The sequence below is a fragment of the Bradyrhizobium sp. 40 genome (assembly GCF_023100925.1).
Lineage (GTDB): Bacteria > Pseudomonadota > Alphaproteobacteria > Rhizobiales > Xanthobacteraceae > Bradyrhizobium.
In genome coordinates this window covers 5280890-5305262 of sequence record NZ_CP064688.1, presented here as the reverse complement: position 1 = coordinate 5305262, position 24373 = coordinate 5280890, and the positions used below count along the sequence as shown (strand labels likewise).

The 24373-nt window shown below is 64.6% G+C and carries 20 protein-coding genes; 13 read left to right on the top strand and 7 right to left on the bottom strand.

The window, feature by feature from the left end:
* Positions 1-95: 95 nt before the first annotated feature.
* Positions 96-872, bottom strand: a complete 777-nt coding sequence (locus IVB40_RS25550; protein ID WP_247816679.1) for an SDR family oxidoreductase — start codon at positions 870-872, stop codon at positions 96-98.
* 157 nt (positions 873-1029) lie between these two features.
* On the opposite strand from IVB40_RS25550, the gene IVB40_RS25545 reads away from it, so the two are divergent.
* Positions 1030-2103 carry a tartrate dehydrogenase gene (locus IVB40_RS25545; protein WP_247816678.1) on the top strand — a complete coding sequence of 358 codons (1074 nt, stop codon included), beginning with the start codon at positions 1030-1032 and terminating at the stop codon, positions 2101-2103.
* A gap of 191 nt (positions 2104-2294) precedes the next feature.
* On the opposite strand, the gene IVB40_RS25540 is transcribed toward IVB40_RS25545, so the two are convergent.
* Genes IVB40_RS25540 through IVB40_RS25525 form a run of 4 tightly spaced genes read right to left on the bottom strand, consistent with a single transcriptional unit; the run spans position 2295 to position 6509 of the window.
* Positions 2295-3371, bottom strand: coding sequence for a malate/lactate/ureidoglycolate dehydrogenase (locus IVB40_RS25540; RefSeq protein ID WP_247816677.1), 1077 nt, complete (start codon positions 3369-3371; stop codon positions 2295-2297).
* 11 nt (positions 3372-3382) lie between these two features.
* The gene (locus IVB40_RS25535) at positions 3383-4294 is read right to left on the bottom strand and encodes an NAD(P)-dependent oxidoreductase (RefSeq protein WP_247816676.1); all 912 of its coding nucleotides are present in this window, start codon (positions 4292-4294) and stop codon (positions 3383-3385) included.
* A gap of 14 nt (positions 4295-4308) precedes the next feature.
* Complete coding sequence (locus IVB40_RS25530; RefSeq protein ID WP_247816675.1) at positions 4309-5559, bottom strand: Zn-dependent hydrolase; 1251 nt, start codon at positions 5557-5559, stop codon at positions 4309-4311.
* Positions 5560-5591: 32 nt separating this feature from the next.
* Positions 5592-6509 (bottom strand): LysR family transcriptional regulator, encoded by a 918-nt coding sequence (locus IVB40_RS25525; protein ID WP_247816674.1) that lies wholly within the window; start codon positions 6507-6509, stop codon positions 5592-5594.
* A 120-nt stretch (positions 6510-6629) separates the two neighbouring features.
* Here IVB40_RS25525 and IVB40_RS25520 point away from each other — a divergent pair, with 120 nt between their 5' ends.
* The 6 genes from IVB40_RS25520 to IVB40_RS25495 all read left to right on the top strand — a co-directional run bounded on the left by IVB40_RS25520 (position 6630) and on the right by IVB40_RS25495 (position 12219).
* Positions 6630-7445, top strand: a complete 816-nt coding sequence (locus IVB40_RS25520; protein ID WP_247359970.1) for a putative hydro-lyase — start codon at positions 6630-6632, stop codon at positions 7443-7445.
* Between the two features lie 89 nt (positions 7446-7534).
* On the top strand, positions 7535-8779 hold the full coding sequence (locus IVB40_RS25515; protein ID WP_247425951.1) for an ABC transporter substrate-binding protein: 1245 nt from the start codon (positions 7535-7537) through the stop codon (positions 8777-8779).
* A 162-nt stretch (positions 8780-8941) separates the two neighbouring features.
* Positions 8942-9820: a branched-chain amino acid ABC transporter permease gene (locus IVB40_RS25510; protein ID WP_026233279.1), complete on the top strand. Its 879-nt coding sequence runs from the start codon at positions 8942-8944 to the stop codon at positions 9818-9820.
* Positions 9820-10803, top strand: a complete 984-nt coding sequence (locus IVB40_RS25505; RefSeq protein ID WP_007593738.1) for a branched-chain amino acid ABC transporter permease — start codon at positions 9820-9822, stop codon at positions 10801-10803. The genes IVB40_RS25510 and IVB40_RS25505 overlap by 1 nt, the downstream gene beginning before the upstream one ends.
* Entirely contained in the window at positions 10800-11531 is a 732-nt protein-coding gene (locus tag IVB40_RS25500; RefSeq protein WP_007593737.1) for an ABC transporter ATP-binding protein, read from the top strand. The genes IVB40_RS25505 and IVB40_RS25500 overlap by 4 nt, the downstream gene beginning before the upstream one ends.
* Complete coding sequence (locus IVB40_RS25495; RefSeq protein WP_027568941.1) at positions 11515-12219, top strand: ABC transporter ATP-binding protein; 705 nt, start codon at positions 11515-11517, stop codon at positions 12217-12219. Before IVB40_RS25500 ends, IVB40_RS25495 begins: the two co-directional genes overlap by 17 nt.
* A 184-nt stretch (positions 12220-12403) precedes the next feature.
* On the opposite strand, the gene IVB40_RS25490 is transcribed toward IVB40_RS25495, so the two are convergent.
* Positions 12404-13078 carry an aldolase gene (locus IVB40_RS25490; RefSeq protein ID WP_247399449.1) on the bottom strand — a complete coding sequence of 225 codons (675 nt, stop codon included), beginning with the start codon at positions 13076-13078 and terminating at the stop codon, positions 12404-12406.
* A 103-nt stretch (positions 13079-13181) separates the two neighbouring features.
* Here IVB40_RS25490 and ltnD point away from each other — a divergent pair, with 103 nt between their 5' ends.
* The 6 genes from ltnD to IVB40_RS25460 all read left to right on the top strand — a co-directional run bounded on the left by ltnD (position 13182) and on the right by IVB40_RS25460 (position 22660).
* Positions 13182-14099, top strand: coding sequence for an L-threonate dehydrogenase (gene ltnD / locus IVB40_RS25485; protein WP_247816673.1), 918 nt, complete (start codon positions 13182-13184; stop codon positions 14097-14099).
* A 16-nt stretch (positions 14100-14115) separates the two neighbouring features.
* Complete coding sequence (gene otnI / locus IVB40_RS25480) at positions 14116-14898, top strand: 2-oxo-tetronate isomerase (protein ID WP_027516788.1); 783 nt, start codon at positions 14116-14118, stop codon at positions 14896-14898.
* A complete protein-coding gene (gene otnK / locus IVB40_RS25475) occupies positions 14895-16187 on the top strand; it encodes a 3-oxo-tetronate kinase (RefSeq protein WP_247816672.1) in 1293 nt (430 codons plus the stop codon). Before otnI ends, otnK begins: the two co-directional genes overlap by 4 nt.
* A 169-nt stretch (positions 16188-16356) precedes the next feature.
* On the top strand, positions 16357-18048 hold the full coding sequence (locus tag IVB40_RS25470; protein ID WP_247359965.1) for a methyl-accepting chemotaxis protein: 1692 nt from the start codon (positions 16357-16359) through the stop codon (positions 18046-18048).
* Between the two features lie 243 nt (positions 18049-18291).
* Entirely contained in the window at positions 18292-21471 is a 3180-nt protein-coding gene (locus tag IVB40_RS25465) for an efflux RND transporter permease subunit (protein ID WP_247816671.1), read from the top strand.
* Positions 21458-22660 (top strand): efflux RND transporter periplasmic adaptor subunit, encoded by a 1203-nt coding sequence (locus IVB40_RS25460; protein WP_247399435.1) that lies wholly within the window; start codon positions 21458-21460, stop codon positions 22658-22660. Before IVB40_RS25465 ends, IVB40_RS25460 begins: the two co-directional genes overlap by 14 nt.
* A gap of 107 nt (positions 22661-22767) precedes the next feature.
* Here IVB40_RS25460 and IVB40_RS25455 read toward each other — a convergent pair whose 3' ends face one another.
* Positions 22768-24285: an acetyl-CoA acetyltransferase gene (locus tag IVB40_RS25455; RefSeq protein ID WP_247816670.1), complete on the bottom strand. Its 1518-nt coding sequence runs from the start codon at positions 24283-24285 to the stop codon at positions 22768-22770.
* Between the last annotated feature and the right edge of the window lie 88 nt (positions 24286-24373).

The following is a 24373-nucleotide window of genomic DNA, read 5'->3' as shown; positions in this document are numbered from 1 at the left end:
TCCAGACTTTTGCCGCAGATACATTTCTGGATTGCATCCGCCTTCGTTAAAGCTTCGGCGGACAAGTCGCTTCGCTCGCAATGGCGAGGATAGAGTTAACCCCATCCCGCGCTGATGCCGCCGTCCACCGTGTAAATCACGCCGGACGTGTAGCCCGCGCGATCCGACGCCAGGAACGCCATAAGATCTCCGATCTCGCGCGCATGCGCAGGCCTGCCTAAAGGCAAGCTCTTCTGGAACTCCCTGTAGCGGCTTTCGTCGCCGAACTGGTGCTTTGCCCGGGTCTTCAGCAAGGTGACGTGACGGTCGGTGCCCACAGGACCGGGATTGATTCCGACCACGCGGATGTTGTCGGCGAGGCTCTTGCCCCCGAGCGCGCGGGTGAAGGCCATCAGCGCGGCATTGCCGGCGCTGCCGCAAATGTAGTTGGCGTCGAATTTTTCGCCGGCGGCACCGATGTCGCTGACGATCACGCCGCCGCCCTTCGCCTTCATCTGCGCATAGATCATGCGCGTGAGGTTGATGTAGCCGAACACTTTCAATTCCCAGGCGTGGCGCCAGGTCGCCTCGTTGATCTTGTCGATGGAGCCGCCGGGAATGTCGCCGGCATTGTTGACGAGGACGTCGATGTCGGCGGCTTCCTTGGCGAGCCGCGTCAAATCCTCGCTCTTGCGCAAATCGACGATGCTCGTGGCGGCATCGATCTGGTGCGCCGAGCGCAAGCGCTCGGCCAGAGCCTTGAGCTGATCGCCGTTGCGGGCGGCGAGGAGGAGATGGCAGCCTTCCTCGGCAAAGGCCTCGGCGGCAGCTGCGCCGATGCCCTTGGACGCGCCCGTGATCAGGACGCGCTTGCCACGCAGATGCAGATCCATGGGAGTTACTCGCAGGAGAGGAACGGGAATAAAATCAGTAGGCGGTCGGCCGCGCCATGGTCAACATTGCAGTGCAGCGTTGCACTGCCGCCGCGTTTGGTCCATTGCAGTGCGGTCAAAAAGGCGGCGGCTGCCGGAGCAATCAAGGACGTTCTCGATGAGCAAGAAACAATACCGGATCGCGGTCATTCCTGGCGACGGCATCGGCAAGGAAGTGATGCCCGAAGGTCTGCGCGTTCTGGAGACCGCGGCGAAGAAGCACGGGGTGTCCCTTCATTTCGATCATTTCGACTTCTCGTCCTGGGACTATTACGAGAAGCACGGGCAGATGATGCCGGACGATTGGAAGGATAAGATCGGCAAGCACGACGCCATCTATTTCGGCGCGGTCGGCTGGCCGGCCAAGATTCCGGATCACGTCTCGCTCTGGGGCTCGTTGATCAAGTTCCGCCGCGAGTTCGATCAGTATGTGAATCTGCGCCCGGTACGGCTGATGCCGGGCGTGCCGTCGCCGCTGGCAAACCGCAAGCCCGGCGACATCGATTTCTGGGTGGTGCGCGAGAACACCGAGGGCGAATATTCCTCCGTCGGCGGCCGCATGTTCCCGGACACCGACCGTGAGTTCGTGACGCAGCAGACGGTGATGACCCGCATCGGCGTCGATCGCATCCTGAAGTTCGCGTTCGAGCTCGCGCAGTCGCGGCCGAAGAAGCACCTGACCTCAGCGACCAAGTCGAACGGCATCTCCATCACCATGCCCTATTGGGACGAGCGCGTGGAGGCGATGGCGAAGAAGTATCCAAGTGTGAAGTGGGACAAGTACCACATCGACATCCTGACCGCGAACTTCGTGCTGCATCCGGATTGGTTCGACGTCGTCGTCGGCTCCAATTTGTTCGGCGACATCCTGTCCGACCTCGGCCCGGCCTGCACCGGCACCATCGGCATCGCGCCGTCAGGCAACATCAACCCCGAGGGCAATTTCCCGTCGGTGTTCGAGCCGGTGCACGGCTCGGCGCCCGATATCGCGGGGCAGGGCATCGCCAATCCGATCGGCGCAATCTGGTCAGGCGCGATGATGCTCGAGCATCTCGGCGTAAAGCAAGCCGGCAAGTCGATCGTCGAAGCGATCGAGCGCACGCTGGCAGAGCGCACGCTCCGCACCAAGGATCTCGGCGGCAACGCCGACACCACGGCTTGCGGCAAGGCGGTTGCGGATATGGTGGATTAGAGCGCTGCTTTTCCCTCCCCCCTTGTGGGGGAGGGTCGCTTCGATGCGAAGCATCGAAGACGGGTGAGGGGTTGTCTCCGCGGAGACAGACCTCTCAATTGTGCATTTCCCTTCGCGGACAGAACCCCTCATCCGGCGCTTCGCGCCACCTTCTCCCACAAGGGGAGAAGGTAAGAGCACCGTGCTCCGCCTCACGACCCCGCGATCTTCTCGATCGCCGCCTGATCCAGCCCGAACTTCTTCCCGGCCTCCAAGATCTCCTGCCAGGTGGTCGGATCGACCGGAATGCCTTCAGCCAGGCGCTTCTGCTTCGTCTCGCGCTCCGGCTCGCCGGCGATCTTCACCTTGTCGACGCCGACGGCGGGCGGTGAGCCGGTGTGCCAGGCGACGAAGCTCTCGACTTCGCGCGCGAGATTCTCCGCGGTGCCGAGCTTGGTCGGATCGATGATGATCGAGAGCATGCCGTTGAGGACGTTGTACTTGCCATCGGACGGGCCCTTGACCACCTGTCCGCCGGAGAGCGCGCCGCCGAGGATTTCGCACACCAGCGCGAGCCCCGACCCCTTGTGCTCGCCAAACGGCAGGATGGCGCCGTGCGGCGGAATCACGGTGTAGCGCGGGTTGGTGGTCGGCTTGCCCTCATTGTCGATGATGGTGCCGGGCTCGAGCTCGACGCCCTTGTTGTGGGCGACGCGGGTTTTGCCCTGCGCGATCCTGCTGGTGGCGAAGTCGAGCACGATGGGGTCCTTGCCCGCGCGCGGGATGCCGACGCAGAACGGGTTGGTGCCGTGGCGCCCATCGCTGCCGCCCCACGGCGCCACGATCGGGCGCGAGATCACGTTGACGAAGTGAATCGAGACCAGTCCGTGGCCGATGCACTGCTCGGCCCAGTGGCCGATCCGGCCGATATGGTGCGAGTTGGAGAGGCCGACGAGGCACACGCCGTTGCGCTTGGCCCGCTCGGCAGCCAGCTCCATCGCTTCATGGCCGATCACCTGGCCGTAGCCGGTGAGGCCGTCGAGGGTGAGCAGCGGACCGGTGTCGAGCACGATCTTGACGTGCTGGTTCACGGCGAGGCCGCCTGTGGTGACGCTCTGGACATAGCGCGGGATCATGCCGACGCCGTGGGAGTCATGTCCCTTGAGATTGGCCTCGACCAGATTGGTGGATACGAGCTCGGCCTCGCGGTCCGTGGAGCCGCCGGCCTTGACGATGGCACTGATGGCTTCGATGAGCGGCTGTGCCTTGATGGTGCGATAGTCGGCCATTGTTGGTGCTCTTATCCCTTTACGATCCGGCGGCAGTGCTCCCACGCCGCGCCAATCAGGTTCTCGCTCGCCTCCGGGGTGCGGAACGCCGAATGCGCCGACAACGTCACGTTCGGCAGTTTTGTCAGCGGATGATCGCCGGGCAGGGGCTCGATGTTGAAGACGTCGAGGCCGGCATGGCGGATGTGGCCCGACTTCAGCGCATCGATCATGGCGGCCTCGTCGACGACGGCGGCGCGGGCGGTGTTGATGAGGATGACGCCCGGCTTCATCTTCGCGATCATCTCGCGGGTGATCATGCCGCGCGTTTCGTCGTTGAGCAGCAGATGCAGCGATACGACGTCGGCTCTCGCCAACACCGTGTCGAGATCGGCGAATTCCACGCCCGGATAGCTCTTCGGCGAGCGGTTCCAGGCGATCACCTTCATGCCGCTGCCTGAGGCGATGCGCGCGACTTCCGCGGCAATGCCGCCGAAGCCGATCAGGCCGAGCGTCTTGCCGGTGAGCTGCATGCCGTCTTCGCGCAGCCAGTTTCCGCCGCGCATCTCCCGGTCCATCATCGCGATGACGCGGGCCGAAGCCCACATCAGCGCGATCGCGCATTCCGCGACCGCCGTGTCGCCATAGCCCTTGATCAGGTGCACGGAGATGCCGAGCTCAGCGAGCTCCTCCGGGTTCATGTAACTGCGTGCACCGGTGCCGAGGAACACGACATGTTTCAGCCCCGCGCACTTCTTTGCGACCTCGGTCGGCAGCGCGGTGTGGTCGACGATCGCGATCTCGGCGCCGTCGAGGATTTCAGGATATTGCTCGGGCTTGATGTCGGGATCCCTGTGGATCCGCACCTTGGGATCGCCGGGCTGCTCCAGCTGCTCCATGATCACGGCCAGGGCTTCGTTGGCGTCGACGAAAACTCCGCGCATGACTCTCTCTCCGGTCAGGATGCGACGCCGGCGATCGCCAGCACCGTGTGCATGAGGACATTGGTGCCCGCGGCGCAATCGGGCTGCGTGGCGTCTTCCAGCTCATTGTGGCTGATGCCGTCCTTGCAGGGTACGAACACCATTGCGGCCGGCATGATTGTGTTGAGATTGCAGGCGTCGTGGCCGGCGCCGGAGGTGATGCGGCGAGAGGAGTAGCCGAGCGTCTTCGCCGCGTTCTCGACGGCCGCAATCAACTTGGGATCGAAATGCGTCGGCGGCTTGCGCCAGACCAGGTCGATCTTCACCTCGACCTTGCGGCGTGCGGCGATCTCGGCAATCGCGCTGCGCAGATCGCGATCGAGCGCATCCATGATCGCGCCATCCGCACTGCGGCAATCCATCGTGAAGGCGATCTCGCCGGGAATGACGTTGCGCGACGGGTTTGCGATCACGGCCTCGCCGATGGTGCCGACTGCCTTCGGCCCGTGCTTGCTCGCAATGGCCTCCATCGCCAGCACGATCTCGGACAGCGTCGCCAGCGCATCGCGCCGCAGCGGCATCGGCGTCGACCCGGCATGGCTCTCGAAGCCGGAAATCTTGCCGTCGTACCAAAGTACGCCCTGGCCGGAATCGACGACGCCGATGGTCTTGCCTTCGGCTTCCAGGATCGGGCCCTGCTCGATGTGCAGTTCGACGAAGCAGCCGAGCTTCTGGAAACGGACCGGCTTGTCGCCGCGATAACCGATGCTGTCGAGCGCCTGGCCGACGGTGGTGCCGTCGGCGTCCTTGCGCGACAGGATGTCGTCGGTGGTGAAGTCGCCGACATAGGCGGCGGAGGCCATCATCGCGGGAGCGAAGCGCGAACCCTCTTCGTTGGTCCAGTTGACGACGCAGATCGGCGCCTCGGTCTCAATGCCGGCGTCGTTCAACGTGCGGATCACTTCCAGTGCTCCGAGCGTTCCCAGAATGCCGTCATACTTGCCGCCGGTGGGTTGCGTGTCGAGATGCGAGCCGATGCCGACAGGCGGCTTCGACATGTCGCGTCCCTTGCGCAGGCCGAACTGCGAACCGAGCGCATCGGTGTGCACCTCTAAGCCGGCGTCCTCGCAGGCCTTGCGGAACCAGTCGCGCACCAGCTTGTCCTCCGCGCTCAGCGTCAGCCGCCGCACGCCGCCCTTGGCCGTCGCGCCGAACTGCGCGGTCTCGTGGATGGAGCCCCAGAGGCGGGCGGAATCGATTTGCAAATTGGTGGCGGCTCGGCTCATGCGGTCAGTCTCTCAATTGTCCGGCGCCTGTTTCAATGACGCGCCGGCGCGGGCGCGTCAACTGTAAGGCTGCCCTGCGCAATCTGACATGCAAGCTCTGCGACCCGCTCCACCGCCACGACGTCGGGCGAGGCGAGCCAGCTGGCGGTGAATGTCAGCGGCGCGATTTTGAGATCGGTATCGAGCAGTTGCAGCCGCCCGTCTGCGAGCTCGCTCTCGACGATGGCGTCGGGGATCACGGCGATGCCGAGGCCCTCGACCGCCATGTGAATCACGGTCGCAAGCGAGGCGGAGGCGTGTAGTCGGATCGGCGGCAGCTCCGGCCGGTCGAACACTTCGCGCACGACCTCGTAGGGCCGCGTCTTCCGCGGAAATGTAATGATCGGAAACCGCGCGAGCTCGGCCCGCGTGACCGGCCCATGGCCGAGGCCGAGCGATGGGCTGGCGAGAAATCCGATCGGATAGTCGGCGAGAACGCGATTGTGCACCCCGGAGGCCGAGAGCGGACCGACGACGAAAGCGAGCTCGATCTCCTGTGCAAGCAGGCGCGCGGTCAGGTTAGGCGTGATGTCGACCTCGATCTCCAGCGACAGGTTCGGGTAGACTTCGTTCATGCTCTTCACCAGCCGCGGCAGCCAGGTGTGCACGATGGTCTCGGCGACGCCGAGCCGCATCACGCCGCGCATCGCGGAGCGATCGCCGATCTCCGCGATCATCGCGGCCCGTAAGCCGATCAGCTTCTCCGCGTAGACCATCATCTGCCGGCCGCTCGGCGTCGGCGAGGCCACGCGATGGTCGCGATTCAGGAGCTTCACCCCGATCTCGCGCTCGAGCTGGGCGATGCGCTGGGAGATCGCCGGCTGGGTCGTGTTGAGGCGTGCTGCGGCGCCGCGAAAGCTGCCGAGCTTCACAACCCAAAGGAACGTCTCGATCGATCTGAAGTCCAGCATTGGAAGGATTTTCCCGTCCGATAAATGAAATTTATCGATATTGATTAGAAAGGAAGATTAGACTTTATAGCACGCGTGGTGTTGGCTTGTCTTTGTCGAGTTTATAGGCAGGTCGATCCGATGACTGTTTTGGTGGCAGTGCAGCAAACTGAAACGCCCGACACGCTCCCGAGCCGCAAGGCGCGGCTTGCCTACCGCGAGGGGCTGGTCGCCTCCACCGCCGGCGTTGCCCCCGGCTTCGTCCAAGGCAATCTGGCGATCCTGCCGGCGGAATATGCCGGCGCCTTTCACCGCTTCTGCCAGCTCAATCCCAAGCCGTGCCCCATCATCGGCATGTCCGATGTGGGCAGTCCGCACATCCCGGCGCTGGGCGCCGATCTCGACATCCGCACCGACGTGCCGCGCTACCGCGTCTGGCGCGACGGCGAGGTCGTGGACGAGCCGACCGATGTGACAAAGCATTGGCGCGACGATCTAGTGACCTTCGTGCTCGGCTGCTCGTTCTCGTTCGAAGAGGCGCTGCTCGACGAGGGCATGCCGATCCGCCACATCGAGCACAATGTGCGCGTGCCGATGTATCGCACCAACATCGCTTGCGGCGAGTCCGGTCCCTTCGCCGGTCCCATGGTGGTGTCGATGCGTCCGTTCAAGCCGGCGGATGCGATCCGCGCGGTGCAGATCACCTCGCGCTATCCGGCCGTGCACGGCGCGCCCGTGCATCTCGGCCATCCGCACCTGATCGGTATCAAGGACATCGCCAAGCCCGATTACGGCGATCCGGTGCCGGTCGCCGACGACGAGATCCCGGTGTTCTGGGCCTGCGGCGTGACACCGCAATCGGTCATCAACGCTGCCAAGCTGCCGTTCGCGATCACGCATTCGCCCGGCCTGATGCTGGTGACGGATCTCAAGAACAGGACCATGGCCGTGATTTAGTGGGCAGCGTTTGCTGCTTCTTCGAGCTTTACCGAATCCATCAATCGCTTCATTCGATCAGCCGAAATTCAGTAACAGGGGACTTTGCCATGACGATCACTCGCCGCGACGTATTGTTGGGAGCCACCGCTACGGCCGCGCTGGTGCCGCTGGCCGCCCGCGCACAGACTTCGGAAGTCGTGATCGGCGTGATCTATCCGTTCTCCGGCGGCAGCGCGCAGCAGGGCGTCGACGCGCAGAAGGCCTATGAGACCGCGCTCGAGGTCATCAACAAGGACACCGATTTCGACCTGCCGCTGGCGAAGGGCGAGGGCTTGCCGGGTCTCGGCGGCGCAAAGGTCCGCCTCGTGTTCGCCGACCACCAGGCCGATCCGCAGAAGGGCCGCGCCGAGGCCGAGCGCCTGATCACGCAGGAGAAGGTCTCCGCCATCATCGGCACCTATCAGAGCGCGGTCGCCGTCACCGTCAGCCAGATCTGCGAGCGCTATCAGATCCCGTTCGTCTCCGCCGACAACTCCTCGCCGAGCCTGCACCGTCGCGGCCTGAAATATTACTTCCGCGCCGCGCCGCATGACGAGATGTACTCGGCCGCGATGTTCGACTTCTTCGATGCGTTGAAGAAGAAGGGCACCAAGATCGAGACGCTGTCGCTGTTCCACGAGGACACCATCTTCGGCACCGATTCCGGTAATGCCCAGGCCAAGATCGCCGGCGAGCGCGGTTACAAGATCGTTTCCGACATCAAGTATCGCGCCAACTCGCCCTCGCTCTCGGCCGAGGTGCAGCAGCTCAAGAGCGCGAACGCCGACGTGCTGATGCCCTCGAGCTACACCACCGATGGCATCCTGCTGGTGAAGACCATGGGCGAGCTCGGTTACAAGCCGAACGCGATCGTGGCGCAGGACGCCGGCTTCTCCGAGAAGGCGCTCTATGACGCCGTCGGCGACAAGCTCGAAGGCGTAATCTCGCGCGGCACCTTCTCGCTCGATCTCGCGCAGAAGCGCCCGATGGTCGGCAAGATCAACGATATGTTCAAGACACGGTCGGGCAAAGATTTCAACGATCTCACCTCGCGTCAGTTCATGGGCCTGATCATCCTCGCCGATGCCATCAGCCGCGCCAAGTCGACCGACGGCGAGAAGATCCGCGACGCGCTGGCCGCCACCGACATCCCGGGCGAGCAGACCATCATGCCTTGGAAGCGCGTCAAGTTCGACGAGATGGGCCAGAACAACGACGCCGACCCGGTGCTGCTGCAATATGTCGGCGGCAAGTTCGTCACCATCTTCCCGCCGCAGGCCGCGATCGCCGAAGCGGTCTGGCCGATGAAGTAAGCGGGGAAGCAGGCGAGCAATCGAGATCGTCGCAAGAGCCTCGTCATTGCGAGGAGCGAAGCGACGAAGCAATCCAGACTGTCTCCGCAACGAGATTCTGGATTGCTTCGCTTCGCTCGCAATGACGGAGCAAACGATGTTATTTCGAGCGGGGGACCACCGGTGACAGCCCAAACCATTATCCAAAGTCTCGCGAGCGGCCTTCTCATGGGTCTGCTCTACGGACTGATCGCCGTCGGCCTCGCGCTGATCTTCGGCCTGATGGACGTCGTGAACTTCGCCCATGGCGAGTTCCTGATGATCGCCATGTATGTGAGCTTCTTCCTGTTCACGTTCTTCGCCATCGACCCCTTGCTGTCGGCGCCGCTGGTGGCCGCCGCGTTGTTCGTATTCGGAGCGGTCGTCTATTTGTTGATCGTACGCTTCGCCATGCGGGCCAAGGCCAATGCCGGCATGGTGCAGATCTTCTCCACCTTCGGCCTCGCCATCGTGATGCGCGGCCTCGCGCAGTTCTTCTTCACGCCGGACTATCGCAGCGTTCCGCAGTCCTGGCTCGGCGGCAAGACGATCTCGATCGCCGGCGTCTTCCTGCCGGAGCCGCAGCTCATGGGTGCGCTGGTTTCGATCCTGGCCTTTGCCGGCCTCTACTTCTTCATCCATCGCACCGATTTCGGTCGCGCGCTGGAGGCCACCCGTGAAGATCCCGGCGCGGTGGCCCTCGTCGGCATCGACAAGAACCGCGTGTTCGCACTCGGCTGGGGGCTTGGTGCCGCGCTGGTAGGCCTCGCCGGAGCGATCATGGCAAGCTTCTTCTATATTTATCCCGACGTCGGCGCGTCCTTTGCGCTGATCGCCTACGTCACGGTCGCGCTCGGCGGCTTCGGCAGCGTGTTCGGCGCTTTCGCCGGCGGGATCATCGTCGGCCTCGTCGAGGCAACCACCGCGCTGGTGCTGCCGCCGTCGCTGAAATCGGTCGGCATTTACGCCGTCTACCTGCTGGTCGTCTTCATCCGGCCGCGCGGCCTGTTCGGATCGATGTGATGGACAAGGATTTTGCCGCGCGGCGCCGCCGCGACCTCATCATCGCCGCGGTGTTGACCGCCCTGGCGGCGCTCGCGCCGCTGTTCATCAAGGACGTCTACGTCCAGAACATCCTGATCCTGACCTTGATGTATGCGGCGCTGTCGCAGAGCTGGAATATTCTCTCCGGCTATTGCGGGCAGATCTCGCTGGGACACGCGCTCTATTTCGGCATCGGCGCCTACACCACCGAGCTGCTGTTCACCAAATTCGGCGTGCTGCCATGGTTCGGCATGCTCGCCGGCGGCGCAGTCGCGGCCGCGATCGCGATGGGGCTCGGCTATCCCTTCTTCCGCCTGCGCGGCCATTACTTCGTGATCGCGACCATCGTTATCGCTGAGATCGGGCTGCTGCTGTTCCAGAACTGGGAATGGGCGGGGGCCGCGATGGGAATCACCATTCCGGTGCGCGGCGACAGCTGGCTGAAATTCCAGTTCATGCGCAGCAAGCTGCCGTACTTCTATTTCGCACTGGTGCTGTGCAGCCTCGCCTGGTTCGTCACCTGGTGGCTGGAGGACTCCAAATGGGGCTTCTGGTGGCGCGCGGTAAAGGACAATCCGGAAGCGGCCGAGAGCCTCGGTGTCGTCGTGTTCAACTCCAAGATGGGCGCGGCTGCCGTCTCCGCTTTCCTCGTTGCCATCGGCGGCGCCTTCTACGCGCAGTTTCTCGCCTATATCGATCCTGAAAGCGTCATGGGCTTCCAGTTCTCGCTGCTGATGGCGTTGCCGGCCGTGCTCGGCGGCATCGGCACCCTCTGGGGGCCCGTGTTAGGAGCGGCCATCCTGATCCCGATGACGGAGCTGACGCGCTCCTATATCGGCGGCTCCGGCCGCGGCGTCGATCTCATCGTCTACGGCACGCTGATCGTGCTGATTTCGCTCGCCCTGCCACAGGGTCTGGTGAGCCTGTTCTCTCGTGCGAAGCGGAAGGGAGCCACGCGATGACCCCGCTGCTTGAAACCCGCGGCGTCTGGCAGCGCTTCGGCGGCCTCGTCGCCAACAGCGACGTCTCGATCTCGGTCGGCCGCGGCGAGATCGTCGGCCTGATCGGCCCGAATGGAGCCGGCAAGTCGACGCTGTTCAATCTCATCGCCGGCGTGCTGCCGCCGACGCAAGGCTCGATCTGGTTCGACGGCGAGGATGTCACCAGCATGCCGGCCGCCGAGCGCTGCCAGCGCGGCGTCGGTCGCACCTTCCAGGTCGTCAAGAGCTTCGAGACCATGACCGTTATCGACAACGTCATCGTCGGCGCTCTCGTGCGCAACACCGTAATGCGCGAGGCACGCCGCAAGGCTCATGAGGTGCTCGAATTTACCGGCCTTGCCGCGCGCGCCAACGTGCTCGCGAGCGACCTCGTGCCGGCCGAAAAGCGCCGCCTTGAAGTCGCGCGCGCGCTTGCAACAGAACCGAAATTGCTGCTGCTCGACGAAGTCCTCACTGGTCTTACGCCGACCGAGGCGCAGACCGGCGTCGCCCTGGTGCGCAAGGTGCGTGACGCCGGCATCACCGTGCTGATGGTCGAGCACGTCATGGAGATCGTGATGCCGCTGGTCGATCGCGCCATCGTGCTCGACCTCGGCAAGGTGCTGGTCGAGGGCAAGCCCACTGAAATCGTCCGCGATCCCAAGGTGATCAGCGCATATCTGGGAGATCGTCATGCTGTCGGTGCGTGAAGTCACGACCGCCTATCAGGGCCTGGTCGCGATCTCCGGGGTCAGCATCGAAGTCGCCAAGGGCGAGATCGTCTGCGTCGCCGGCGCCAACGGCGCGGGCAAGTCGACGCTGCTGAAATCCATCGCCGGCGCCGAGCGCCCGCGATCGGGCACGGTGACGTTCGACGGCAAGCGCCTCGACGGCATGGCGCAGCACCACATCACGGCGACCGGCATCGCCTATGTGCCGGAGAACCGCCGCCTGTTTCCGCGCCTCTCCGTGCGCGACAATCTGCGCCTCGGCAGCTATCTCTATCGCGGCGAGGCCGATCGCGAGAGCCCGCTCGATCTCGTGTTCCAGCTCTTTCCGCGCCTCTCCGAGCGCCTCGAGCAGCGCGCCGAGACGCTATCCGGCGGCGAGCAGCAGATGCTCGCGATCGGCCGCGCGCTGATGACGCGCCCGCGGCTGTTGATGCTGGACGAGCCCTCGCAGGGCATCATGCCGAAGCTCGTCGACGAGATCTTCCAGGCCGTCAAGCGCATCCGCGACGCCGGCATGACCGTGCTGATCGTGGAGCAGCGCATGGCGGAGTGCCTGGAAATCGCTGACCGCGCCTACATCCTGCAAACCGGCCGCGTGCTGATGCAGGGCGCGGCAAGCGAGATCAAGGGCAATCCCGACGTGCGCAAGGCGTATTTGGGGCTGTAGCCGCGAAGTGTTGGGCACGCTCACGCAACACACTCGGCGTCATCGCCCGCGAAGGCGGGCGATCCAGTATTCCAGAGGCCGTTGTGATTGAGCCGAGAAGCCGCGGCGTACTGGATTCCCCGCCTTCGCGGGGAATGACAGCGGTGAGCAGGACGGTGTTAGTTCACCCACGGCTGCACGAGGCTCATTCCTCGTGCCCATGCTCCGGCAGCGCCACCCCAAACACCTTCACCAGATCCGTCACCTGCTCGGGCGACAAATACCGCGGGTTCATCCCGCGCAGCAGCAGATACAGCTTCGCCGTCTCCTCCAACTCCTCGGTCGCGAACACCGCTGCTTCCAGCGTATCGCCGGCGACGACCGGGCCGTGATTGGCGAGCAGCACGGATGAGTATTTTCCCGCCAGCCCCCTGATCGCATCCGCGACCGCGGGATCGCCGGGGCGGTAATAGGGCACGAGCGCGGTGGCGCCGCATTTCATCAGATAATAGGCCGTCATCGGCGGCAGCGCGGCGCGCGGGTCGATCTCCGGCAGCATCGACAGCGCAACCGAATGAGTGGAGTGCAGATGCACGATCGCCCTTGCGCTCCCGCGCGTGGCATAGAGTGCATTGTGCAGCGGAACTTCCTTGGTCGGCGCATCGCCCGAAACCAGTCGGCCCTGATCGTCCAGCCGCGACAGTTTTGCGGGATCGAGGAAGCCGAGCGAGGCATTGGTCGGCGTCACCAGCCAGCCGCCGCCGTCCAGCCTGACGCTGATATTGCCGGAGGAGCCGGGCGTCAGCCCACGCTCGAACAGGGACCGTCCGAAGCGGCAAATGTCTTCGCGCAGCAATGTCTCGTTGCTCATGGCCGTCATGTCCGTTTGTCTCACGCTTTGGCAGCGCGGCCAAGCCGTGTTATTCGGTTGGCAAGCTGCCGCAAAGGGTGGCCCTCCGGGAAACGTCGCAAGGATCAGTTGCATGTCCGCCTCCACGTCACAGAATCAGCGCATCGCCGTCATCGGGCTCGGCTCGATGGGGTTTGGCATGGCGACCTCGCTGAAGCGCGCCGGTCATGTCGTCACCGGCTGCGACGTCTCGGCTGAGGCGGTCGCGCGCTTCGTGACGGAGGGCGGCGCGGGCGCCAAGACGCCGGCTGAGGCTGCCAAGGGCGCCGACATCGTCGTCAGCGTCGTCGTCAATGCCGCGCAGACCGAGACGATCCTGTTCGGCAAGGATGGCGTCGCGGAAACCATGGCCAAGGACAGCGTCTTCCTGTCGTCGGCGACCATGGATCCCGACGTGGCGCGGCGTCTCGCCAAGCAGTTGGAGGCGACCGGCCGGCACTATCTGGATGCACCGATCTCCGGCGGGGCGCAGCGCGCAGCGCAGGGCGAGCTGACGATCCTCGCCTCCGGCAGTCCGGCTGCGTTTGAGAAAGCGCGGCCCGCGCTCGATGCCATGGCCGCAAAGCTCTACGAACTTGGCGATGCCGCAGGCCAGGGCGCCGCCTTCAAGATGATCAACCAGTTGCTCGCCGGCGTGCATATCGCCGCCGCCAGCGAGGCGATCGCGTTCGCGGCCAAGCAGGGGCTCGATATCCGCAAGGTCTATGAGGTGATCACGGCGTCCGCCGGAAACTCCTGGATGTTCGAGAACCGCATGCCGCACGTGCTCGACGGCGATTACACCCCGCGCAGTGCGGTCGAGATTTTCGTCAAGGACCTCGGCATCATCCAGGACATGGCACGCAGTGCCAGATTCCCGGTTCCGGTGTCCGCCGCAGCGCTCCAGATGTTCTTGATGACGGCCGCCGCCGGCATGGGCCGCGACGACGATGCGTCGGTGGCGCGGATGTATGCGCAGGTCACCGGCGTCAAGCTGCCCGGCGACAAGTAAGGATAAGAGGATTCCGATGCCCCGTTTTGCCGCCAATCTCTCGATGATGTTCACCGAGGTGCCGTTCCTCGACCGCTTCGATGCCGCTGCGGCAGCCGGCTTCACCGCCGTCGAGTTTCTCTTTCCCTATGAGCATCCGGCCGAGGCGGTCGGCGAGCGGCTCAAGCGCAACGGCTTGACTCAGGCGCTGTTCAACCTGCCGCCGGGCGATTGGAATGCCGGCGAGAAGGGCTTTGCGGCACTCCCGTCGCGATTCCCCGAGCTCAAGGCGAGCCTGGAGACCGCGCTGCCCTACGCCAAGGCGACCGGCGTCAAGCGGCTGCATTTGATGGCGGGCATCGCCAACCGTGGCGAGCGCGTCGCGATCGAGGCGTTCTACAAATCGGTGGCGTGGGCCGCCGAGTTCTTTGCGCCGCACGGCATCGACATCGTGCTCGAGCCGATCAATGCACGCAACGTGCCCGGCTATTTCCTCAACGATTTCGGATTCGCGCGCGACCTGATCCAGGAGCTGCGGCTTCCGAACCTGAAACTCCAGTTCGACATCTATCACTGCCAGATCATCCATGGCGACGTCACGATGCGGCTGCGTGAGATGATGCCGGTCATCGGCCACATCCAGATCGCCAGCATCCCCTCGCGCAACGAGCCTGATGGCGAGGAGCTGAACTATCCGTTCCTGTTCGACGAACTCGACCGGCTCGGTTATGCCGGCTTCGTCGGCTGCGAATATAATCCGCGCGGCAAGACCACCGACGGCCTTGCCTGGTTCAAGCCTTATGCGGGAGTGAAGCCGTGACAGTTGCAGCGAAAATATCCCTTGGCTGCATTGCCGACGACTACACCGGCGCCTCCGACCTCGCCAACACGCTGACGCGCGCCGGCCTGCGCACCGTGCAGACCATCGGCGTGCCCGCGGACGATCTCGCGCTGCCTGGGGTCGACGCCGTCGTGGTGTCCTTGAAGAGCCGTTCGATCGAGGCCGGCCTTGCCGTGTCGCGCTCGCGCGCGGCCGAGACGTGGCTGCGCGGCCGCGGCGCAAGCCACGTGCTGTTCAAGATCTGCTCGACCTTCGATTCCACCGATGCGGGCAATATCGGCCCGGTGATGGACGTGCTGCGCGCCGATTGCGGCGAGGCGGCCGTGCTGGTGACGCCGGCCTTCCCGGAGACCGGCCGCACCGTCTACCAGGGCAATCTGTTCGTGGGCGCCGTGCCGCTGAACGAGAGCCCACTGAAGGACCATCCGCTCAACCCGATGCACGATTCCAACCTGGTGCGCGTGCTGGCGCGCCAGAGCAAGACGCAAATCGGCCTCGTCGACCTCGCCACCGTCACGCGCGGCGCGGATGCCGTGCGGGCGCGGCTGTCCGAACTCGCCGGCAAGGGCATTGGCGCGGCGATCATCGACGCCGTGTTCGATCGCGACCTCGAAACCATCGGCCTCGTCGCTGCCCAGCATCGGTTGTCGGTCGGCGCCTCCGGCATGGGCCTTGGGCTGGCGCGGGCGCTGGTGTCTACAGGCAAGGTCACATCGACCGCGGCGAGCAGCGAGGCGGCGGGCGCCGCGGTCGGCGGACCGGCGGCGTGCCTGGCCGGAAGCTGCTCGCAGGCGACGCTCCAGCAGATCGCGAATGCCGAACGAATGATGCCGGTGCTGCATCTCGATCCGGACCGTATTACTACGGGCGAGGACGAGGCGCAGCGCGCACTGGCCTGGGCGAAGCCGCGACTGGCGGACGGTCCGGTCCTGATCGCATCGAGCTCGACGCCTGATCAGGTCGCCGCGCTCCAGGCGCGCCATGGCCGCGACGCGGCCGGTCACGCCATCGAACAGGCGATGGCCGACATTGCCGAGGGTCTGGTGCGGGCCGGCGTCAAGCGCCTGGTCGTTGCCGGCGGGGAAACATCCGGCGCCGTGGTCGACCGGCTGAAGATTCCCGGATTTCTCGTGGGGGTGGAGATCGCAGCCGGCGTCCCGGTGCTGCGTGCAGTCGGTGCTGAAAAAGGCGACATGCTGCTCGCCTTGAAGTCCGGAAACTTCGGCGGGCCGGAGTTTTTCTCCGACGCGCTTGGGCTCATGCGCTGAGCGCAGGACATTTTTAGCGTCGTGTTCACTTGTTTCAGGCTTCCGTACTCGTACGGAGTCGTCGTTAACGTCCGCTCAGGTGCTCTGGTGTTGGATGTCGGTGCTACTCCCTTAGGTTGATTCGTAAAGCTTCCGGACGCGCCGCCGCGCCAGCACAAAGAGACTCCATATGCTCGCCACTATTTCCATCCGCGCCAAGATCATCAGTGTCGTGGCGTTCCTGCTGGTCGCGATGGCCGGCATGGGCCTGCTCGCCGTCATGAAGATGCGGTCGATGAATGCCAACACCGTCGACATCACCACGAGCTGGATGCCCAGCGTGCGCGTGCTCGGCGATTTGCGCGCCGGCGTGATCACTTACCGCAACGTCATCCGGGAGCATATGCTGTCGGAAACGCTGGACGAGAAGCTCGCGATGGAAAAGACGCTCGCGACCGTGATCGAGGCCAACGCCAAGTTTCGCAAGACTTATGAAGGCATGATCACCTCGCCTGAAGAACGGGCACTCTACGGTGAATGGTCGAAGTTCTGGGAGGAGTACAAGAAGGGCACCCAGGAGGTTATGGCGCTGTCGCGCAAGGAGGCCGGCAAGGTCCCGCACGAGGCGCATGAGCTGAACACCAAGACGGTCAACAAGATCGGGCTTCAGGCCGACGAGGTCCTGAGGAAGGACATCGAGCTTAACACCAAGGGTGGAGACCAGGCAGCTCAGGACGCCGCAGATAGCTACAATTACGCCTTCATGCTGGTCTCGATCATTCTTGGCGCCGCCGTGATCATCGGGATCGCCGTCGGCTTCTACCTCGTCCGGGACGTCTCCAGCGGTATCAACTCGATCATCGAGCCGATGCAGGCACTCGGTAAGGGCGAGCTTTCCGCCGAAGTGCCGCACCGCGGTGAGAAGACCGAGATCGGTGCCATGGCCGAGGTGCTCCAGATCTTCAAGGAAGCGCTGATCGCCAAGAAGGCCGCCGACCAGGCTGCCGCCGCCGATGCCGAAGCCAAGATCGAGCGCGGCCGCCGCGTCGACAACATCACCCGCGAATTCGAAACGATGATCGGCGAGATCGTTCAGACCGTGTCGTCGGCCTCGACCCAGTTGGAGGCCTCCGCCTCGACGCTGACCTCCACCGCCGACCGCTCCCAGCGGCTGGCGACCACGGTTGCCGGAGCGTCGGAGGAGGCCTCGACCAACGTGCAGTCGGTGGCCTCGGCCACCGAGGAGATGGCCTCATCGGTCGGCGAGATCAGCCGCCAGGTGCAGGAATCTGCGCGGATGGCGGGCGATGCCGTCGGTCAGGCGCGCACCACCACCGAACGCGTCAGCGAGCTCTCCAAGGCAGCCTCGCGCATCGGCGACGTCGTCGAGCTCATCAACACCATCGCCGGCCAGACCAACCTTCTGGCGCTGAACGCGACCATCGAAGCCGCACGCGCCGGCGAAGCGGGCCGCGGCTTTGCGGTCGTCGCCTCCGAGGTGAAGGCGCTCGCCGAGCAGACCGCGAAGGCGACCGGTGAGATCGGCCAGCAGATTTCCGGCATCCAGGCGGCGACCAACGACTCGGTCGGCGCCATCAAGGAGATCTCGTCGACCATCGAGCGTCTGTCGGAGATCTCGTCGGCGATCGCGGCGGCCGTGGAAGAGCAGGGCGCGGCGACCCAGGAGATCGCCCGCAACGTCCAGCAGGCGGCGCAGGGCACCCAGCAGGTCTCCTCCAACATCACCGACGTGCAGCGCGGCGCGACCGAGACCGGCACGGCCTCCTCGCAGGTGCTGTCGGCGGCGCAGATGCTGTCGAACGACTCGAACCGGCTCAAGACCGAAGTCAGCAAGTTCCTGACCAACGTCCGCGCGGCCTAGGCCGGCAGGCACGAAATTCCTGAAAGCGGCGTCCTCGGGCGCCGCTTTTTACGCGGGGGACAGCAGCTTCTGTCATCTTTCGGGCATGAGCTGCATATCTGGAATGCGATTTCGCACTGCGATAGCAGGGAAGTTACCGCACGTGACGCAGCGTCGTTGGCCATTTGTGCGGTCTTCAGGTAAATCAGCCGAGGAACCCGCGGGGGCGGTGTTTCCTGTCCCTGATCTGGAATTGCCGAACGAATGATTGCTCTGGTCCGTATTGCCCTGAGCCGGCCCTACACGTTTGTCGTGCTCGCGCTCCTGCTTCTGATCATCGGACCGCTGGCGGCGCTGCGGACGCCGACCGACATCTTTCCGGACATCCGCATCCCCGTGATCGGGGTGGTCTGGCAATACACCGGCCTGCCGCCCGACCAGATGTCGGGCCGCATCACCACGCCGTTCCAGCGCGCACTGACGACGACGGTCAACGACATCGAGCACATCACCGCCAATTCCTATAACGGCTTTGGCATCATCAAGATATTCTTCCAGCCGAACGTCGATATCCGCACCGCCAATGCGCAGGTCACCGCGATCTCGCAGACGCTGATCAAGCAGATGCCGCCGGGCGCGACGCCGCCTCTGATCCTGAACTACTCCGCCTCCACCGTGCCGATCGTCCAGGTGGCGCTGTCGGGCGACGGGCTGACCGAGCAGAACCTCGCCGATATCGGCATCAACCAGCTGCGAACGCCGCTGGTCACCGTGCCTGGCGCAGCTATCCCGTACCCGTTTGGCGGCAAGCAGCGCCAGGTCCAGATCGACCTCGACCCGACCGCGCTCCAGGCGAGGGGCCTGTCCGGCCAGGACGTCGCCAACGCGCTCGCGGCCCAGAACCTGATCACGCCGGTCGGTACCCAGAAGATCGGGCAGTTCGAATACATCATTCAGCTCAACAACTCGCCGCTGAAGATCGAGGAGCTCGGCAATCTGCCGATCAAGACGGTCAACGGCGCGATGGTCTATGTGCGCGACGTCGCGACCGTGCGCGACGGCAACCCGCCACAGACCAACATCGTCCACGTCGACGGCAACCGCTCGGTGCTCATGATGGTGCTGAAGGCGGGCGCGACCTCGACGCTCGACATCATCGCGGGCATCAAGCAGAAGGTGATCGACGTCAAGGATCAGCTGCCGGACGCGCTCAAGATCGGCTTCATCGGTGATCAGTCGGTGTTCGTCCGCGGCGCCATCGAAGGCGTCGCGTTCGAAGGCGTGATCGCGGCGCTGCTCACCAGCATCATGATCCTGCTGTTCCTCGGCAGCTGGCGCTCGACCGTCATCATCGCGGTCTCGATCCCGCTGTCCGTGCTCGGCGCCATCATCATGCTGTCGGCGATCGGCGAGACGCTGAACATCATGACGCTCGGCGGCCTGGCTCTCGCGGTCGGCATCCTCGTCGACGACGCCACCGTCACGATCGAGAACATCAATTATCATCTGGAGCAGGGCAAGCCGGTCGAGCAGTCGATCCTCGACGGCGCCAACCAGATCGTGACGCCGGCCTTCGTCTCGCTGCTCTGCATCTGCATCGTGTTCGTGCCGATGTTCTTCCTCACCGGCGTGGCGCGCTTCCTGTTCGTGCCGATGGCGGAAGCGGTGATGTTCGCGATGATCTGGTCGTTCCTGCTGTCGCGTACGTTGGTGCCGACCATGGCGAACTATCTGTTGCAGGCACATGTCCAGCACGAGGACGGTCCGCCGAAGTCGCGCAATCCCCTGGTGTGGTTCCAGCGCGGTTTCGAGGCTCGCTTCGAGCGTATTCGCGGCGGCTACCACAGTTTCCTCGGGCTCGCGCTCGCGCACCGTCCGGTGTTCGTGATCGGCTTCCTCTGCGTGGTCGGCGCGTCCTTCGCGCTGGTGCCGTTCCTCGGGCGCAACTTCTTCCCCGCTGTCGATGCCGGCAACATCCTGATGCACGTCCGCACCCAGGTCGGCACCCGCGTCGAGGAGACCGCGAACCAGCTCGCCGACGTGCAGAAGGCGATCCGCAAGCTGATCCCGGGCGAGATCGAAACGCTGACCGACAACATCGGCATGCCGATCTCCGGCATCAACATGACCTACAACAACACCGGCGTGATCGGCCCGCAGGATGGCGACATCCAGATCAAGCTAAAGGAAGGCCACAAGCCGACCGAGGAGCATGTGCGCGTACTGCGTGAGCAACTGCCGCGGCTGTTCCCCGGCGTCAGCTTCGCCTTCCTGCCGGCCGACATCGTCAGCCAGATCCTGAACTTCGGCGCGCCGGCGCCGATCGACCTGCAGATCCGCGGCGCCAATCTCAGCGCCAACTTCGCGTATGCCAACAATCTGCTGGCCAAGGTCCGCAGGATTCCCGGCGTCGCCGATGCGCGCATCCAGCAGTCGCCGAACAATCCGACCTTCAACATCGATGTCGACCGCACCCGCGCGCAATATGTCGGCCTGACCGAGCGCGACGTCACCAACAGTCTCGTGGTCAATCTTGCCGGCTCATCGCAGGTGGCGCCGACCTACTACCTCAATCCGGATAATGGCGTGTCCTATTCGATCGTGATGCAGACGCCGCAATATCAGATGGATTCGCTCAGCGCGCTTCAGACGTTGCCGATCACGGCCGCCGGCAATTCCCAGTCGCCGATCCTCGGCGGCATCGCCGACATCAAGCGCTCGACCTCGAGCGCGGTGGTCTCGCAATACGACATCCAGTCGATGGTGCAGATTTTCGCCACGACCTCGGGCCGCGATCTCGGTGCGGTCGCGACCGACATCCGGCAGGTGATCGCCGACACCGCCAAGGAGGTGCCGAAAGGCTCTTCCGTGGTGCTGCTCGGCCAGGTGCAGACCATGAACAGCGCCTTCACCGGCTTGTTGTTCGGCCTGCTCGGGGCGGTCGTCCTGATCTATTTCCTGATCGTCGTGAACTTCCAGTCCTGGTCCGATCCCTTCGTGATCATCACGGCGCTGCCCGCAGCGCTCGCCGGCATCGTCTGGATGCTGTTCGCCACGGAGACGACGCTGTCGGTACCGGCGCTGACCGGCGCCATCATGTGCATGGGCGTTGCCACCGCCAACAGCGTGCTCGTGATCTCGTTCGCGCGCGAGCGCTACGAGGAGCTCGGCGATCCCATCGCCGCGGCGCTGGAAGCCGGCTTCGTCCGGTTCCGCCCGGTGCTGATGACCGCGCTCGCCATGATCATCGGCATGGCGCCCATGGCCCTGGGGCTCGGCGAGGGCGGCGAGCAGAATGCGCCGCTCGGCCGCGCCGTGATCGGCGGCCTGATCTTTGCAACCTTCGCCACGCTGATGTTTGTTCCCGTGGTGTTCAGCATGGTACACAAGAAGCAAGGCGCCAAATCCGCCGCCTCCCTGGAGACCCCGCATGTCGCCCACTGAACCCCGCTCGCCGGTGTCGCACCGGAAACTGGGCCTTTTCGGCGTGGTGGCGCTGATCGCGGCGGGGCTGGTCGTGGGCACCGGCATCCGTGCCCGCGAGGAGCAGGGCTCCAGGCTGAAGGCATGGACCGATGACCAGGCCGTTCCCAGCGTCGCGGTGACGCTGCCCAATGCCAAGGCTCCCAATTCGACCATCGACTTGCCGGGCCGTCTCGAAGCCTATTATCGCGCGCCGATCTTTGCCCGCGTTCCCGGCTATCTCAAAAGCTGGAGCGCCGATATCGGTGCGCGGGTGAAGGCCGGTCAGGTGATCGCAGAGATCGAGGCGCCCGACCTCGACCAGCAACTGCTTCAGGCCCGCGCCGACCTCGCCAGCCAGCAGTCCAGCGCCAGGCTGTCGGAAGCCACCCTCAACCGCCGCAAGACGCTGGTCGCCTCCAATTTCGTCTCCGCGCAGGAGATCGACGAGCGTACCGCCGATCTCTCCAACAAGAACGCGGCGGTTCGCTCGGGCCAGGCCAATGTCGAGCGCCTCGAAGCGCTGGCCGGTTACAAGAAGATCACCGCTCCGTTTGACGGTGTTGTCACGGCGCGAGACACTGACGTCGGTGCGCTGATCAATTCAGGCGGCGGCTCGGGCCCGGCGATGTTCGTGGTCTCCGACATCACCAAGCTGCGCGTCTATATCAACGTGCCCCAGAACTACGTGCCCGCGATCAAGATCGGCGCCAAGGCCGCCATCGTGCTGCCGGAGTATCCGAACCGGACCTTCCAGGCGACGGTGGAGGCTTCCTCACAGGCGGTTGACGTCGCCTCCGGCACGACACGCATGCAGCTCGGTCTCGATAATTCCTCAGGCGAGCTGATGCCCGGCGGCTACGCCAGCGTGAAGCTCAGCCTGCAGCGCGACACCGCGCCGCTCAGCATTCCCGCCAGCGCGCTGATCTTCAACGGCAGCGGCCTGCGCGTCGCAACCGTCGGTCCGGACGACAAGGTGCTGTTCAAGCCGGTGACCATCGCGCGCGATCTTGGCAAGGAAATCGAGCTCGCCTCGGGAATTGCAGCGGACGACCGCGTCATCACGGCACCACCGGACGGCCTTTCCGACGGCGACCAGGTCCGCGTCACCGGCGCCGGCGCCAAGGGCAAGCCGGCGACCGCGTCGGAGAAGCAGGCTCCGAAGGGGTAGCTTCGATTTCGTAGGGTGGGCAAAGCGAAGCGTGCCCACCATCTCTCTGCGGTCCTAAAAAGATTGGTGGGCACGGCTCAAGAGCGCCTTTGCCCACCCTACGAGAGCTACGCCACCCGCCACTCCGGCACGCCATCCGCAGCCATCGCGATCTCGCCCAGCGAACCCACCGGCGTCCTGTTCAAGTCGAGCAGATGCCCCAGCGTCGCCGCGTCGCTCGCGGGAATTCGCGCCAGTGTGCGCCTGTCATCTTCGGTCCGCAGCATCACCACGCCATGCTCGACATCGCCGCTCCGGCCGTAGAGCACCGTAAAGCTCTCGACCTTGGCCTTGCCTGAGGCCGCCGTGACGAACTCCGGCACCGCGCGCTTATTGCGATCGGCCGCCGCCTGCACGCTCGTCTCCTGTGCCAATGCTTCACGCGGCGCCGCCTTCGATACCACCAGCGCATGATGCTTGGTGACGAAGCCGCCCTGGCCGTAGAGCAGGCCGAGCGTTGCGCCGTCGCGCACACGCCGCACCATCGCGCAGGCGGCATGGGTCATGTAGGTGTTGAGCGGCGCACCGAAGAAGGTGAGGCCGCCTGTTACGGTCGGCTTCACGTCCGCACCCAGGCCCAGCGTCCGCCGCGCCATCTTGGGCACGCACGGGAAGCAGCTATAGAGCTCTATCGCATCGAATTTCTTGCCGTCGCCGCCGGCGAGATCCATCGCAGCCTTCAAGACGGCGTTCTGCGGATGGCTCTCGTAAAACTGGTCGCGGAGGAGATAGTCGCGCGGTTCTTCCGCCGAGGCGCCGCCGAGTGGATAGACCAGCTTGTCCTCGGCGATGCCTGCCGCACGCGCCTTGCTGAGACTGGTGAGCAGTAGCGCGCCGCCCATGTTGACGCTCGGGTTGGCAACCATCAGCTTGTTGTAGGGCCAGGCGATCAGGCGGTTGTCTGCCGTCGGCGTCGTGATTTCGTCGGGCGTAAAGCGCCGCTTCAGCCAGGCGTTGGGATTTTGCGCAGCGGCCTCGGAATAGCGTGACCAGAGTGTACCCGACTCTGCCATCGCCTCGCGCGGTGTCTGGCCCCAATGGGCGGACGATGCCGCTTCATAGAACGGATAGACCGTCACGGGCCGGAACACGCCGAGCTTCACGGCCAAGGGTTTCTGGAACGCCGCGCCGCGTTTCGGCTCCTCGACGTCATGGGCGAACGGCGTCCATGGCAGCTTCGCGCCGGCGCGCTCCGCCTTGGTCGCCGTCGACTGTGCCTCCGCGCCGCAAACTGCGGCAACACTGCATTCACCCCGCGCGATGCGCTTTGCTGCCTCGTGGATGTAGCGGATCGGGCTCTCGCCGCCGACCGGGCCGTAATAGCAATGCGAAGGCGAGATGCCGAGCCGTTGCGCCAGCAGCTTTTCCGGATCGCGATATCGCCAGCTCAGGAGGTTGACGACGTCGAGCGACTGCACCTCGCCGAGCAGCCTTGCGCCGGCATCTGCTTCCGCGCGCAGCAGCGCCTGTTCGAGCAGGTCGAGCGGTTCGAGGCCTTCGGTGATCTCCTTGGGGCGGTCGGCGATCTCGCCGACGCCGACGATGACGGGAATGCGGTCTTCGGGGGTATGTTTCTTATCTGTCATGCTTCAATTCACGATGTCAGTTGTTTCGTCATTGCGAGCGCAGCGAAGCAATCCAGGGTTTTTCCGCGATGGTAGTCTGGATTGCTTC

Coding starts and splice junctions, on each gene's coding strand:
- IVB40_RS25550 (WP_247816679.1), bottom strand. CDS start 872: ATGGATCTGCATCTGCGTGGCAAGCGCGTCCTGATCACGGGCGCGTCC.
- IVB40_RS25545 (WP_247816678.1), top strand. CDS start 1,030: ATGAGCAAGAAACAATACCGGATCGCGGTCATTCCTGGCGACGGCATC.
- IVB40_RS25540 (WP_247816677.1), bottom strand. CDS start 3,371: ATGGCCGACTATCGCACCATCAAGGCACAGCCGCTCATCGAAGCCATC.
- IVB40_RS25535 (WP_247816676.1), bottom strand. CDS start 4,294: ATGCGCGGAGTTTTCGTCGACGCCAACGAAGCCCTGGCCGTGATCATG.
- IVB40_RS25530 (WP_247816675.1), bottom strand. CDS start 5,559: ATGAGCCGAGCCGCCACCAATTTGCAAATCGATTCCGCCCGCCTCTGG.
- IVB40_RS25525 (WP_247816674.1), bottom strand. CDS start 6,509: ATGCTGGACTTCAGATCGATCGAGACGTTCCTTTGGGTTGTGAAGCTC.
- IVB40_RS25520 (WP_247359970.1), top strand. CDS start 6,630: ATGACTGTTTTGGTGGCAGTGCAGCAAACTGAAACGCCCGACACGCTC.
- IVB40_RS25515 (WP_247425951.1), top strand. CDS start 7,535: ATGACGATCACTCGCCGCGACGTATTGTTGGGAGCCACCGCTACGGCC.
- IVB40_RS25505 (WP_007593738.1), top strand. CDS start 9,820: ATGGACAAGGATTTTGCCGCGCGGCGCCGCCGCGACCTCATCATCGCC.
- IVB40_RS25500 (WP_007593737.1), top strand. CDS start 10,800: ATGACCCCGCTGCTTGAAACCCGCGGCGTCTGGCAGCGCTTCGGCGGC.
- IVB40_RS25495 (WP_027568941.1), top strand. CDS start 11,515: ATGCTGTCGGTGCGTGAAGTCACGACCGCCTATCAGGGCCTGGTCGCG.
- IVB40_RS25490 (WP_247399449.1), bottom strand. CDS start 13,078: ATGACGGCCATGAGCAACGAGACATTGCTGCGCGAAGACATTTGCCGC.
- ltnD (WP_247816673.1), top strand. CDS start 13,182: ATGTCCGCCTCCACGTCACAGAATCAGCGCATCGCCGTCATCGGGCTC.
- otnI (WP_027516788.1), top strand. CDS start 14,116: ATGCCCCGTTTTGCCGCCAATCTCTCGATGATGTTCACCGAGGTGCCG.
- IVB40_RS25470 (WP_247359965.1), top strand. CDS start 16,357: ATGCTCGCCACTATTTCCATCCGCGCCAAGATCATCAGTGTCGTGGCG.
- IVB40_RS25465 (WP_247816671.1), top strand. CDS start 18,292: ATGATTGCTCTGGTCCGTATTGCCCTGAGCCGGCCCTACACGTTTGTC.
- IVB40_RS25460 (WP_247399435.1), top strand. CDS start 21,458: ATGTCGCCCACTGAACCCCGCTCGCCGGTGTCGCACCGGAAACTGGGC.
- IVB40_RS25455 (WP_247816670.1), bottom strand. CDS start 24,285: ATGACAGATAAGAAACATACCCCCGAAGACCGCATTCCCGTCATCGTC.